The sequence below is a fragment of the Ruegeria atlantica genome (assembly GCF_013033965.1).
Classification (GTDB): domain Bacteria; phylum Pseudomonadota; class Alphaproteobacteria; order Rhodobacterales; family Rhodobacteraceae; genus Ruegeria; species Ruegeria atlantica_D.
Map to the genome: position 1 here is coordinate 324,784 of NZ_WQFE01000004.1, position 13,435 is coordinate 338,218.

Below are 13,435 nucleotides of genomic sequence, written 5' to 3' on the forward strand. Positions count from 1 at the left end.
TTAATCGTCTTCCACGCGGGCGCGGAATCTCAGGTCGATTTGACGGATCGCTCCTCCGGTCCCGGTGCGCCGGGCCGAGGCCCGCTCGAACCACAACCCCACCAGGCGACCGCGATCGAGGCTGGGCGTGGCACCCTCCAGCGCGTCACACACCGCGCCAGCCAGCGTTTTGGCGGCCCCAAACCCTGCGGCTTCTGAGACAACCGTAACCGAGAACCGGTGCACCGCGCCTCCGCCCGAGCGGTCAGAAGCTTCACGAACTTCTTCCGGCCCCAGGGTCACATAGGTCTGTGGCACCGAGCCAACCGGCACCGCGTCGTAAATCGCGCCTCCCGACAACGCATCGACCTGCGTATCCTCTGAAATCTGTTTGAACACCGCCGCCTGCAGGGCAGCCGAAACGCCATAGCTCATGCTGCCACCTCCTCATCCGCGAAACAGGTCAGGAACTGACCACGCGAGTCGCGCTCGGCGACGGCGCGGATCACAAAGCGGCGCGTACCTTCTGCAAAGCGCTGATCCGGCGATGGCCGCATGGTCGATCCCATGGGCGCGCCTCGGACCACGATGCGATAGCCAACCCGCGAAACGGGGACACCTGCCACCTGTCGCTCAGACCCACTGCGTGCTGTCACCTCGGCCCACACTGCGCCCAGCGGTTCCCAACTTTCGGTGTATCCGCCCGATCCATCCGCCACGCGCACCGGCGCTTCCAGCACCAGCTTTCTGTTCAAACGCGGCGTCTTCATTGAATCACCCCGACGCCAAACCGAACCGTACGATAACGCTGGATCAGGCTGGTTACGCCAAAAGGCATGCATCCCGCACCCAGCGCCGTTTCATTGCGGTACTCATAGTAATGCGCAGCCAACAGCAGCACCGCCTGCCCCAAATCGGCAGGTAACTCATCCCACGCCCCCGCCATCCCAGCGGCGAAGACGATCCTGACAGCCCCCCCATTGGGCATCTTTGGCATCAATGACGCCATAGGGCGCAACCGCGGGCGCTGACCGTCTTTTTCCAACCGGAACTTATCCGAGGAAACGACCGTCTCTCCGCCTTCTGCGTCCGCCAAAGTCACAGTTTTTACCTCGGTGACCGGAGCCACCGGCAGCACCTCACCAAACTGGTCCCGCCAAGCGTTCAGACTCCATGAGAAATCCCGCTCGATCAGCACCTTGCCGGTGCGCGCCTCGATCGCGGCAATTGCCGCTCGCAGAAATCCCTTCAGCACGTCGTCTTGTACATCATCTTCGGCAAATCCCGTGCCCAGCCGCAGATGGGCCTTAAACTGATCCACTGGCAGCGCCGCATCCGCGATGGCGGTTTCTTCGATCAACATCATCCATTCACTCCGCAATCTCGGACCCCTCCGGGGGCCTCACTCAGGAAAATGACGGGCACGCGCCGCCCCACGTTGCTCGGACGGAGGGGAGCAGCTAGACAACGCAGGGGATCTCACCCCGGCCCATGCCCGCCGCCCGAGGGGCCAGCGGCCCCTCGGAACCGCCACCGCTTAGGCGGTGCCGAACTTCACCAGCTTGATCGCAGCAAAATCGCTCACATCGCCGCCTACGCGTTTGGTCGCGTAGAACAGGACATGTGGCTTGGCGCTGAACGGATCGCGCAGCACGCGCAGATCAGGGCGCTCGGCAATCGTGTAACCCGCCTGGAAATCACCGAATGCAATCGAGAAGCTGTCACTGCCTGCATCCGGCATGTCCTCCGCAATCAGTACTGGGTAGCCCATCAGACGCGCAGGCTCACCTGCGGCCAGTCCATCCGACCAAAGGAAGCGACCATCGCTGTCCTTCAGCTTACGGATCACACCGGCAGTTTTTGAATTCATCACGAAGGTGCCGTTGACGCGATACTGCGCGCCCAGCGCATAGACCACATCGACAATCGCGTCCGCATCGACACCACCATCAATGCCGGTTGGTACGTAACCCAGATTACCCCAGGTCCAAACATCATTGTCGACCTTGGCATGGTTCAGAATGCCGTTGGGTTTGTCCGCCCCGTCGCCCGAGATAAATGCCGCCGCCTCGGCACGCGCGAACTTGTCTGCGATCCGACCGGCCAGCCAGCCCTCGACATCGAAAGCGCTGTCATCCAGCAACCGTTGCGAGGCTTTGGGTAGTGCGCTCAACTCATGCAGCGCAATGGAAATGCGATCAATCGACGGGGTCGCCGTCTCGGCCGCGGCGGCGTTCTCATCCGCCCAGCCCGCGCCCACATCGGTATGGTCGATCAATACGTCGAACGAGTTCGCCTCAACATTCACCACCGATGCAATCGAACGGATCGAAGCGGTGGACTTCAGCACCGATTTGATCATCTCGGCGGTTTGCGGATCGACCAGGTATCCGCCGTCGCTGTTGACCGCGCTCGATAGGGATTTGGCTTCCATTTCCAGACCACGCAGACCGTCATCGTCGCCAGAACGCACATAGGCGTCAAAGGCTTTTTGATGCGGTGCACCGTCCAAGGTCGAGGCCGCAAGATGCGGGCGCGCCGCGATAGTTGATTTACGATCCAGCATGGTAAGTCGCTCTTCTGTCTGTTGCAGTTTGGTTTTAACTTCGGCCTTCAGGCCCTTGAATTCATTTACGAAGCCAGCCATCGCCTGCTTCACCTCCTGAACCAGGGGCGCACCTTCTCCGGTCAAGGCCGGGTTCTCGGTCTTGCTCATCAGCATGTCCTGTTTTTCGGTGGGGTTTGAGGCGCGCTAGGTCCGCGCCAGCTCCTGCCGGGCGTGATCAAACACCTCGACAATACTGCGCAAGGTATCCTCGGCGTCGGGGCATGTCCCCTTGGCCGCCACCCGCGCACTGGGCAACATCGGGAAGGTCACCAGCGACACCTCCCACAGCTCCAGTTCGGTCAAGAGCCTCTGGCCCTTGTCATTCTTCACGGCCCGCTTGGTGCGATAACCGATCGACAGCCCGTCAATGGCTCCGGCACGGATCAATTCCGCGGCCTCGCGGCCCTTTTGGGTGCTTTCCAGCAAGCGGCCCTTGACCCAAAGGCCGCGCTCATCCTCGCGCACTTCGTCCCAGACGCCGATGGGCTGCGCTGGATCGTGTTGCCACAGCATCTTGATGCGCTGGCCCGCCTTGGCCAGCCCGTCAAGCGAGCCGCGATAAGCCCCGCGCTGAACCACATCGCTACCCTGATCGACTTGACCAAACAGGCTGGCATAGCCCTCGATCACCGCGTCCTCGGTCACCGACAAACCATCTCCAAACCGCGCAAACTTGTGCTCCAGATGCATGAATATCTCCTCATAAGGCTTTGAATTCATGGTGTTGCCACCAGGATAGACTGGAAGGCTTGCGCCAGGATCACCGCCGCCACTCCATAGACCGCCAGCCACAGCCGTTTCTCCAACCGTTCCATCATCTCTTCGATCTGGTCCAACCGGCGACAGAGATGAGCGTGCTGGATTTCGGTCACCCTTTCATGCGCAGCCAGCCGCAGACCCGGCGCGCAATCGAACGGCGGATATCCCTCACTCATCGGCACGCTCCGGCAGCCCCAGCAGCGCGCGTTTTTCGGCGTCCGTCAGGAATTCGGCACGACTGACCCGCGCCCATTGCGCATCCCGCTCTGCCGACAGCGCCGGCACCTGATCCAGGTCGGGCTTCAGCATCAAATCCTCGCCGGTGAATCCGACCAGCCACTCCGACACCGCCGCCGCCACCCGCGTCACCAGGGGCAGAACGGTCAGGCGGTAAAACGCCCGGTTGGCCTCCTGATAGTTCGAATAGGTCGCGTCGCCCTGGATCCCCAGCAACATCGGCGGGACCCCAAAGGCCAGCGCGATCTCGCGGGCGGCGGCTTCCTTGGTCTTTTGAAACTCCATATCGGACGGAGAGAACCCCATCGGCTTCCAATCCAGCCCCCCCTCCAGAACCATCGGTCGGCCCGCATTGCGTGCCCCGCGATAGTTCTGTTCGATCTCATCGGACAGACGCCGGAACTGATCCTCGGCCATCACCCCATGGCCATCGCCTTTCCACACCAGCGCCCCCGAAGGCCGCGCCGCATTGTCCAACAGCGATTTCGACCACCGCGACGCGCTGTTATGCACATCAATCGCCATCGCCGCCGCCTGCATCGGCGAGAACCCATAATGATCATCCTGCGGGTGGAACGATTTGATATGGCAGATATTTTCCGCCGCAAACCGGTGCTTCTTACCGCCCACTGCATAGTCATACGCCTTGGGCCAGCCATCCGGCCCCGGCACCACGCTCATTCGGTCGGATCGCAGCACATGCAGCTCAACCGGCAACTCCTCGTCGGCCTGAACCGCCTCAACATAGGCATTGCCCGACAACAGCAGCTGTCCAAACAGAGCTTCCATCAACTCCGCCCGCCCCTGCGCCGCATTCGGACGGCGCATCAGCGACAGGATCGGATGCGCATCAAACCGCTGCGCCTGATCCTGCAGCACCAGGGGCAAAGCCGCCGCCGCCTCAGCAATCAGCTTGACCGAGCGAAACCCCACCGGGTTCCCCGAAAACCCCGTTCGCGTCAGCGACACCGCATCCCGGGGGCTCCACGCCACGCGCCCGCCCGTCTGCCACGCCACCACAGGCCCCGCCGCGCTCGCCTTCGCTTCGGGCGCTTCACCAGCCGATCCACGACGCAAGAAATCGAATACCATCTGTGCTCCTTTCTGCCGCCGCTCTGCCCGGCTTGTTGAAAGGAGTTATGACGGAAAGAAGTTTAAGCCTTGGGAATGGGGCGTACGGGGGTTGGGCAACGGGATACAAAAAAATCTGCAGGCCTTCCTGTTAAGTCAGAGGCGTTGCATCGCTCAAAAAAGACGGCATAACTGCGGAAGAAAATTCACAAATATGAGTTTAAAAACAAATGGATCAGCGCTGGGCACCAAACCGACTTTATCGCTTTTGCAAACCCGAACATGAGCACTTTGAAGATGAGTTACACAATCTCAGCATGGGCAAAGTTTGGCTAAATCACATAAATCGAATGAATGATCCATTTGAAGGGGCTTTAGTGCACGAGCCACAGTTATTTGATGAGTTTTCGTCGCAGATAACCCAAGTTGCCAAACACTGGCCACAAGTTACTCAGGTTACCAAAGAAAACTATGAAGAATACCTGCGGGGTGCCGATAAATTCGCAGCCCAACTGCTCACAAAAGCTGTAGCTGCGTGCTTTTCTCAATCTTGGAATAGTCCGCTTATGTGGGGGCACTATGCGAGTTCATTCGAAGGTTTTTGCTTAGAATACGAATACGATACGAGTGTGATGAGCGTAGAGGACATTCCGATGCATCAAGTGATCTATTGGCGAGAAACACCACCAAAAATAACCACCTTTGAATACTTCCGCTCTATGTATTACGAACAAGCTAGGCAATCTGAAGACGTATCTCTTAACAGGACAGCGGCCCATCTACGTGTGCACACACTCGAGCCTGTTCTACTTGGGATGACGTCTAAGAGTTTCGAGTGGGTCTATGAACAAGAGTTTCGAATGGTCAGCGGCTTTCTCCAACCGGGTTACTACGAAATTCCACATTTCGGGCTAAAATCAGTGATTTTCGGGCATCGTGCCGAGCAATCTAAAATTGACGAAGTAAAGTATGTTCTTGGAGAAAGTTGTCGGTATTGGCAGATACAGATTCTCGGCGAACGTTATTCATTATCTAGAAGGCAAATCTAGCTTTGTCTTTACAAACTCCGCACCCTAGGCCGCCGATACACCCCCGCAGGCCCCACAACCAACTCATGCAGCGCCCAGACCAGCGCATCCACTCGATCCGGCGAGCCCTGCCCCTCGAACCCGTGCGCGGTCATCTGGCACATCTGCTCCTCCAGCGCGTCCAGTCCGGTCACATGGCTCACCCGCCCCTGCTCGTACAATGCCGCCACAGGCTCGGCCCGCGCGACCTTGCCGCGGGATGCCCGTACCGCGCGATAAGGGACCAGAGGGTCCACCTGCCGCACGACCTCTTCCACCAGTTGCCCACCCTGATTGACCTCGGCCACCAGCCGTTCGGCCCCCAATTCGTCCATCGCGTCAATTGCCGCCTGCGCCCAGCCTGCCGGACCAACGCCCTGCACCGTCCGATCCGCCAACACATAGGCGCGCCATTCTTCGGGCGGCCCCTTCACCTGAGCCCCCACGACCACGATCCCGCAGGCATCCGCATCCGCCCCCGCCGTCACCGCCGGATCCAACGCCACCACTATACGGTCCAACTCAGGTACCTTCTCAACTCGCGACGCCTCCAACATCGAACCCGTCCAAAGCGCCCCCTCGGCATCCGACAACAGCACTCCGTCCAACTCTTGCCGCCCTAGCCGCGTGCCCGCATAGCGCGCGCGCACCTCCTCCAGAAACGACTCCGCCAGATTGGCCCGGTTCGCCTCGGTTGGCGCATGGGTCTGCGCGGTGGACGGAGAGGCTAGCAGATCCTTCAAAACCTTCACATTGCGCGGCGTGGTCGTCACACAGACCCGCGGCTGATCCCCCAGCCGCAACGCAAATTGCAACATATCCCAGGTCTCGCTGGCCTTCTTCCACTTGGCCAACTCATCGACCCAGGCGGCATCGAATTGAGGGCCGCGCAGCCCTTCGGGATCATGCGCCGAAAACGCCTGCGCCTCGGCACCGTTGGGCCATACCAGTTTCCGCTCTGACGCCTTCCACACAGGTCGCCGATCCGGCGGCGAACACTGCAAAATCCCGCTATCGCCAAAGATCATCACATCGCGCACCTGATCAAACGTCTCGCCGACCAAGGCCACCCGACACGCCTCACCACGATCCAACGGCAAAGACCCTTCAACCATCGACCGTACCCATTCGGCTCCTGCCCGCGTCTTACCGGCCCCACGCCCGCCCATGATCACCCACGACCGCCAATCGCCCTTGGGCGGCAATTGATGCGGCAACGCCCAGAACTCAAACAGGAAAGGGAGGGCACACAGCCCTCCCTCCCCGATCTCACTCAGAAATCGGTCCCGAACCGCAGCATCGGCGGAGGCGAGCCAACCTGCACCCGATTTCAAATCGAGCGCGCTCAAGGTCGAGCGCATACCCCCCTTGGGCAATTCCGGCTTGTCTGTGATGTTGTTCGACAAAGCTTGTCTCCACTTTCTGACAACTTCGGATCAGCCCCTCTAACTGCCCGAGTTGCTTGCCTGTACCGGCAAGATCTGCATCCTCCCCGGCTCCGATCTGCCTGCGCAATTCTTCCGCTGCTTGGCGCAGACCGCGAATGGATGTCTCAAGCGACTGCAAAAGTTCCGCCGTCTGGGACATCCGCTCTTCCGGGGTAATCAAAGTCATGTTTGCCTGTTACCTCATGCGTGAGTTTTCTCCGCACGAGAGAAACGAAAAAACGGCCACCGGGTTGTCCCGGGGCCGTTGCCCACTTCTTCTAGCATGACACAATTTATACGAGATTAAGTGCGCGAAGTCAATGAGTTACGCAACACCGCCGCAACACAGATCGCGCTCAACCTTTACTAAAACTTAGTTTCTTCCTTCCAAAGCAAGGGAAACTGCGCATCCGTGTGCAGCACATCGGCTTTACCAGCCTACTCCGGATCAGTTCTCCAATTCGTGCCGGCAGATCGAGAAGCAAAAACAAAACGCGCGCTCCCGTGTCGCCATGTTTCTCCATAAATGCGTCTTCAGTCACCAGCTCCTGCTTGGCCCGTTCGAACCTGAACGGTACGCTGGAGTACCGACAATTCAATCGTTTGTTTTGCATACGTATACTCTCGGCACAGAAGTTCGACGCACTGATTGGCGCCTCTGGTAGGGCACCTAGCTTAGCCTGAAATTACAGGTCACCTTTCCTTCTGAAAATGGAATGCTCTGAAAGGATCTTTTCACTTCTGAAAAACCTAGTAATTGGGACGGTCTTCGGCTCTTTCTGTCTGTGGCGCGTGAAGGCGGCCTGTCCGCCGCAGCCCGTGCAACAGGTAGCAGCGCGCCGACGCTTGGCCGTCGCATGCTGGAGTTGGAGCGCAGATTGGGATGTGGGCTCTTCCTCCGCCACGACCGAGGTTATGAACTGACCCCAAAAGGTCAGGAATTACTGAGAGAACTGAAGCCAATAGAAAACAAACTGGCCCGGTTGACGGCACCTGCCCCGGATTAATGGATCAAAGTCCTGGCTGATACGCCGTCGGCTCGCTGGTTGGACAAGCGGATCGGCAGCAATGCAGTATGCGAGGTCAACTCGCCCCGTAGCAGTCTGGACCTCGCCTTGGCCGGTTTGGGTATTGCTGTTTTGCCAACCTTCATCGGGGACACGCACGGCACTCTTTTGCCCGTCGGTCGAATCATTTCGGAATTGACCCACGACCAATGGCTTGTAACGCATCAAGACGATCGAAACCTACCCGAGGTTCGCCGGACCATCGAAAGAATGCGCACAAGCTTGCAACGACGCCAGAACATCTAAGAGTGTGACCGGCAAAAGCTTGACAAAACGGCACATAAGCCTCATGTGCCTCCCAACACAGCGCTGACGCGTGAGCATCGGTGGGCATAACCGCCCCACAGCGCCCCATAATCTCCAGTTCCCCTTCACGCAGGGTTCTTGACGCGACGGCCGGATGACGCAGGGTTCGCTTGCACGTCCCGAGGTCTCGCAGAACCCTTGCCGGTCACGTGTTGCGTGGCCACACACGTCTTGTTCGCGCGGTTATTGCCGTGCGGATCACAAAGGATAGTTACTTGTTCGACTTCGACATGCTGGGTCTTGCGCCAGCCCTTAATGATGCACTGAAACGTGCCAATTTCTCACAACCGACACCGATCCAGAACCAGGCCATTCCGCTGGCTCTGAACGGCCACGACATCCTGGGCCTGGCGCAGACCGGCACCGGCAAGACACTGGCATTTGGCCTGCCTCTGATCGACCACTTGCTGGCGCAGCCCGGCAAACCCGCGCCTAAAACTGCCAAGGCTCTGATCCTTGCCCCCACCCGCGAACTGGTCAACCAGATCGCGGAAAGCCTGCGCAATCTGACAGGCAAGACCAAGCTGCGCGTGGCCACTGTGGTAGGGGGCCAGTCGATCGGCAAGCAGATCTCGTTCCTGTCGCGCGGCACCGATATTCTGGTCGCCACGCCCGGGCGTTTGATCGATCTGATGGAACGCCAAGCGGTCGACCTCGGTCAGGTGCGGCATCTGGTTCTGGACGAAGCAGACCAGATGCTGGACATGGGTTTCATCCATGCCCTGCGCAAAATTGCACCCAAACTGGGTACCCCGCGCCAGACCATGCTGTTCTCGGCCACCATGCCGAAGCAGATGGAAGAGATCAGCCAAGCCTATCTGACCAACCCGCACCGGGTGCAAGTCTCTCCTCCCGGCAAGGCCGCAGACAAGATTACCCAATCGGTGCATTTCCTCACTCGGGCAGAGAAACCCGCGAAGCTGCGAGAAGTTCTTTCGGCAGATGTGAGTGCGTTGACGTTGGTCTTTTCAAGAACCAAGCACGGTGCTGAGCGCCTGATGAAAGACCTTGTCAAAGACGGGTTCAACGCCGCTTCAATTCATGGCAACAAAAGCCAGGGTCAGCGCGACCGCGCGATCAAGGCATTTCGCGCGGGTGAAATTAACGTGCTTGTTGCCACCGATGTAGCGGCCCGAGGCATCGACATCCCGGGCGTGGCCTATGTCATCAATTACGACCTGCCGGAGGTGCCGGACAACTATGTGCACCGTATCGGCCGGACCGCACGCGCCGGACGCGAGGGAGAAGCTATTGCATTCTGCTCCCCTGATGAATTGGATCAATTCCGCCAGATTCAAAAACTCATGAAAATCGAAATTCCCGTGGCAAGCGGCACCATGCCTGAGCACGCAGAGCCTAAAAAGCCCCGCAACCGCGGTGGGTTCCGGGGACGCGGAGTCAAACCCAAGGCGGCAAACGCAGGCCAAAAACCTGCACAGTCCAAGCGACGCCGCCCGCGTCGGCGCCCTGCTGCGTAAGCCTAATAAATGGGACCGCGTATTCCGACGCGGCCCTTTTTCTTAGTTGCTTGAGCTATTTCTTTCAGCCTCGATCTCACGCCACTTGGCGACGTTCCGATTGTGCTCCTGCAAGGTTTCCGCAAACGCGTGGCCGCCGGTTCCATCCGCAACAAAGAAGACGAAGTTGGTGTCTTCCGGCGCAACGGCGGCCTCGAGGCTGGCCAGCCCGGGGTTTGCAATCGGTGTCGGCGGCAATCCGTCAATCACATAGGTATTCCAAGGTGTTGCCCGGCGCAGTTCACTGCGGCGCAGGCCGCGACCCAGCGTGCCCTGGCCCTTGGTGACGCCGTAGATGACCGTCGGGTCCGTTTGCAGCTTCATCCCCTGCTCAAGGCGATTTACGAAGACGCTAGCGACCTGCCCGCGCTCGCTTGGAACACCAGTTTCTTTTTCGATGATTGATGCGAGGATCAACATCTCTTCCGGGCTACTAATCGGAAGATCGCCCTGGCGGTTCTCCCACACGGCGTTGATACGCAATTGTTGCTTGTCTTGCATCGCCTGCAGAACGGCGGTCCGGTCGTCGCCCGGCGCCAATTCGTAGCTGTCAGGTGCCAGCATCCCCTCTGCCGGGATTTCCCCAATTTCGCCAGTCAGCGCGTCAATTCCCTTTAGCCCTTCAGCTACTTGCCAGGACGTAACGCCCTCGGCAACAGACACACGGTACCGCGTGTCGGCCTCGTCGCGCTTTTGCGTGTACTCGGCTGGGATTTCCTCGTCGGTCACATCAAACGAAGCGATTTCGACGAAGTCCAGTGTCGCCGGATCCAATTCACGCACTCGAGTCTGGATACGCGTGACACCAATACGGTACTCAATCTCGGATCCACAGGTGCTGGCACCACTGCTTGTGATTTCGTCAATGATCTGCTCCATCGACGCGCCTTCGCGCACCAGAAAGCTGCCGGCTTTCAACTGCTGCGATTTATCTGTGTAGTCGGCAGCCATGCGAAAGATCATCGCGTTGCTGATGGCTCCGTCATTTTCAAGCTGCTGACTGACGCGGGTCATGTTTGACCCGCTTCTAACCTGCAGGCAAATGGCGGTTTCCAGCGGGCCCTCAGCCTTGTACTGCGACTGCCCCCACACAATCAGCCCACCCATCAGGAACAAGCCAACGATCAGCAGTGTCAGCGCGTTCGAAGCAAGAGCCCGCAGCATTTAGCTGACCTTTCCGAAGATCACGCTGGCATTGGTGCCGCCAAAGCCGAACGAATTCGACAGCGCCACGTTGATTTCACGCTCACGTTTGGCGTTGGGTGCCAGATCAATCGGAGTTTCAACGGCAGGGTTGTCCAGGTTGATTGTCGGCGGGGCGACTTGATCCCGGATCGCCAGGATCGAAAAAATCGCCTCAATCGCACCAGCCGCACCCAAAAGGTGACCAGTGGCGGACTTGGTCGAAGTCATTGTCGCTTTGCTTGCATGATCGCCTAACAGGCGCTCGACTGCACCCAGTTCAATGGTGTCCGCCATGGTCGAAGTGCCATGCGCGTTGATATAGTCCAGATCCTTTGGCTCCAGCCCGGCGCTACGCAGTGCAGCCTTCATCGAACGCTCTGCCCCGTCACCATCTTCGGATGGCGCAGTGATGTGATACGCGTCGCCAGACATGCCATATCCCAGAACTTCGGCATAAATCTTCGCGCCACGCGCTTTGGCGTGCTCGTATTCTTCCAGAACAACGATGCCCGCGCCCTCGCCCATTACGAATCCGTCGCGATCCATGTCATAGGGGCGGCTCGCTTTTTTCGGATCGTCTGCGTACTTCGTCGACAGCGCTTTGCACGCGTTGAAGCCCGCGATGCCGATCTCGCAGATGCAGCCTTCGCCGCCACCGGCAACCATGACGTCCGCGTCACCTGCACGGATGATGCGGCTCGCGTCACCGATTGCGTGCGCACCGGTTGAGCAGGCTGTCACAACCGAGTGGTTGGGGCCCTTGAACCCGTGGCGGATCGAAACCTGACCAGATGCCAGATTGATTAGAGCACCAGGAATAAAGAATGGTGATACACGGCGCGGGCCTTTATCGCGGATCAGGTTCGCTGTTTCAGCGATCGAGCCCAACCCACCAATTCCGGAACCGATCAACACACCTGTACGCAGGCGGTCTTCTTCATCCTCAGGCAGCCAGTTGGCGTCCTGACAGGCCATGTCAGCGGCCGCGATCGAATACAGAATGAAGTCTTCGATCTTGCGCTGCTCTTTGGGTGGCAACCAATCGTCGGGGTTAAACGTCCCGTTGGTCCCATCGCCACGCGGAACTTCGCAGGCATAGGTCGTGGTGACGCCACTTGCTTCGGCATCAAACTGCGTGATCGGGCCTGCGCCGGATTCTCCATCCAGCAGCCGTGACCAAGATTCCTCGACCCCGCTGGCCAAAGGAGTGACCAATCCCAGACCGGTTACAACGACTCTGCGCATGAAATGCCTCTTGCCTGCTTCCTATTTGAGAACCGCTCATACCCCGGCCCGGGGTCCGGGGGCAAGAGCAACGGCACATTCCCACTTGGCACCATTTCGCCGGGCGACCCGTCAATACGGCATGTACCTAAAAAATTTACCCCGGACCTTTCATGGATTTGAAAAGACCGGGGCAATGTTGCATGTGGTAGACTTATTGGAATTCAGCGACCGGTTCGTGGGCCTGTTCAGCCACATTAAGCGCGTCCGCCAAGTCAATCGTCTTGCGGAACAAAGCCCGTCCAACCAGTGCACCCGAAATGTTATGAATATACGCCAGGCGTGAGATGTCGTCAGAAGTCCGAACGACACCGCTGGCGATTACCGGCGTCCGAGACGCTTCAGCTAGGCCAGAGATCAACCCCAGCTGCGCGTCGACATCTTCGATATCGCTGTCGATATCTGTCACCAGAATCGCGGCAAAAGGCGTGCCCTCGAACGCTTGAATAAACGCTTCGGGCGTAAACGCACTCTGGCTGCGCCAGCCTTCGGTCATGACGTGGCCCTGCCAGACATCCACAGCCAGAACGATCTGATCCGGGTAGAGCTTCGCCAGTTCCTTGACCAGATTCGGATCCCAGGCCGCCAACGTGCCAATCACGATCCGCCCTGCGCCCTTGTCGATCCAGTACTCGACCTGTTCCCGTGTCCGCATGCCCCCGGCCAGTTGCACCGACATCTCGGACGTGCGGATGATTTCCTCGACCAGTTCGGCATTGGTATCACTGCCTTCGATCGCATCGAAATCTGTCAGGTGCATCCACGTGGCACCGGCCGCAGACCAACTGCGCGCCGTGTCCGTCGGATTCACATGCCAGATCATCGCATCGTCCAGACGGCCCTTGTCCAGTGTGACACACCGGCCGTTCTGCAATTCCATGGTGGGGTAAATCCTCATGAGCATTCTCCTCCGCTCAATCGCTCTGCA

General features: G+C 58.9%; 14 protein-coding genes and 1 pseudogene. 4 read left to right on the forward strand and 11 right to left on the reverse strand.

The genetic code is table 11. The annotated features are described in order from the left end of the window. The 7 genes from GOW16_RS10415 to GOW16_RS10445 form a co-directional block, all read right to left on the reverse strand. Complete coding sequence (locus tag GOW16_RS10415) at positions 1-414, reverse strand: DUF3168 domain-containing protein (protein WP_170414298.1); 414 nt, start codon at positions 412-414, stop codon at positions 1-3. Next, the gene (locus GOW16_RS10420) at positions 411-749 is read right to left on the reverse strand and encodes a phage head closure protein (RefSeq protein ID WP_170414301.1); all 339 of its coding nucleotides are present in this window, start codon (positions 747-749) and stop codon (positions 411-413) included. The genes GOW16_RS10415 and GOW16_RS10420 overlap by 4 nt, the downstream gene beginning before the upstream one ends. After that, the gene (locus tag GOW16_RS10425; RefSeq protein WP_170414304.1) at positions 746-1,345 is read right to left on the reverse strand and encodes a head-tail connector protein; all 600 of its coding nucleotides are present in this window, start codon (positions 1,343-1,345) and stop codon (positions 746-748) included. The genes GOW16_RS10420 and GOW16_RS10425 overlap by 4 nt, the downstream gene beginning before the upstream one ends. Before the next feature lie 171 nt (positions 1,346-1,516). Beyond that, positions 1,517-2,695: a phage major capsid protein gene (locus GOW16_RS10430; RefSeq protein ID WP_170414307.1), complete on the reverse strand. Its 1,179-nt coding sequence runs from the start codon at positions 2,693-2,695 to the stop codon at positions 1,517-1,519. A 36-nt stretch (positions 2,696-2,731) separates the two neighbouring features. Next, entirely contained in the window at positions 2,732-3,277 is a 546-nt protein-coding gene (locus GOW16_RS10435) for an HK97 family phage prohead protease (RefSeq protein WP_170414310.1), read from the reverse strand. A 26-nt stretch (positions 3,278-3,303) separates the two neighbouring features. Then, positions 3,304-3,522, reverse strand: coding sequence for a GTA head formation protein, RCAP_rcc01685 family (locus GOW16_RS10440; RefSeq protein ID WP_170414313.1), 219 nt, complete (start codon positions 3,520-3,522; stop codon positions 3,304-3,306). Further along, on the reverse strand, positions 3,515-4,675 hold the full coding sequence (locus tag GOW16_RS10445; protein WP_170414320.1) for a phage portal protein: 1,161 nt from the start codon (positions 4,673-4,675) through the stop codon (positions 3,515-3,517). Before GOW16_RS10445 ends, GOW16_RS10440 begins: the two co-directional genes overlap by 8 nt. 209 nt (positions 4,676-4,884) lie before the next feature. Here GOW16_RS10445 and GOW16_RS10450 point away from each other — a divergent pair, with 209 nt between their 5' ends. After that, a complete protein-coding gene (locus GOW16_RS10450) occupies positions 4,885-5,703 on the forward strand; it encodes a DUF2971 domain-containing protein (RefSeq protein WP_170414324.1) in 819 nt (272 codons plus the stop codon). Positions 5,704-5,711: 8 nt separating this feature from the next. Here GOW16_RS10450 and GOW16_RS10455 read toward each other — a convergent pair whose 3' ends face one another. Then, on the reverse strand, positions 5,712-7,082 hold the full coding sequence (locus GOW16_RS10455) for a DNA-packaging protein (RefSeq protein ID WP_170414666.1): 1,371 nt from the start codon (positions 7,080-7,082) through the stop codon (positions 5,712-5,714). Between the two features lie 839 nt (positions 7,083-7,921). Between GOW16_RS10455 and GOW16_RS22755 the strand changes: the two are divergent. The 3 genes and pseudogenes from GOW16_RS22755 to GOW16_RS10465 all read left to right on the forward strand — a co-directional run. Beyond that, positions 7,922-8,155: pseudogene (locus GOW16_RS22755) on the forward strand (LysR family transcriptional regulator); the annotation flags it as partial. Between the two features lie 39 nt (positions 8,156-8,194). Then, positions 8,195-8,461, forward strand: coding sequence for a LysR substrate-binding domain-containing protein (locus tag GOW16_RS22760; protein WP_254429732.1), 267 nt, complete (start codon positions 8,195-8,197; stop codon positions 8,459-8,461). Between the two features lie 275 nt (positions 8,462-8,736). Further along, complete coding sequence (locus GOW16_RS10465; protein ID WP_170414325.1) at positions 8,737-9,999, forward strand: DEAD/DEAH box helicase; 1,263 nt, start codon at positions 8,737-8,739, stop codon at positions 9,997-9,999. Between the two features lie 42 nt (positions 10,000-10,041). Here the strand turns inward: GOW16_RS10465 and mltG are convergent, their stop codons facing one another. The 3 genes from mltG to GOW16_RS10480 form a co-directional block, all read right to left on the reverse strand. Then, entirely contained in the window at positions 10,042-11,202 is a 1,161-nt protein-coding gene (gene mltG / locus GOW16_RS10470) for an endolytic transglycosylase MltG (RefSeq protein ID WP_170414328.1), read from the reverse strand. Continuing rightward, on the reverse strand, positions 11,203-12,468 hold the full coding sequence (gene fabF, locus GOW16_RS10475) for a beta-ketoacyl-ACP synthase II (protein WP_170414331.1): 1,266 nt from the start codon (positions 12,466-12,468) through the stop codon (positions 11,203-11,205). A gap of 193 nt (positions 12,469-12,661) precedes the next feature. Beyond that, positions 12,662-13,405 (reverse strand): HisA/HisF-related TIM barrel protein, encoded by a 744-nt coding sequence (locus GOW16_RS10480; protein WP_170414334.1) that lies wholly within the window; start codon positions 13,403-13,405, stop codon positions 12,662-12,664. Between the last annotated feature and the right edge of the window lie 30 nt (positions 13,406-13,435).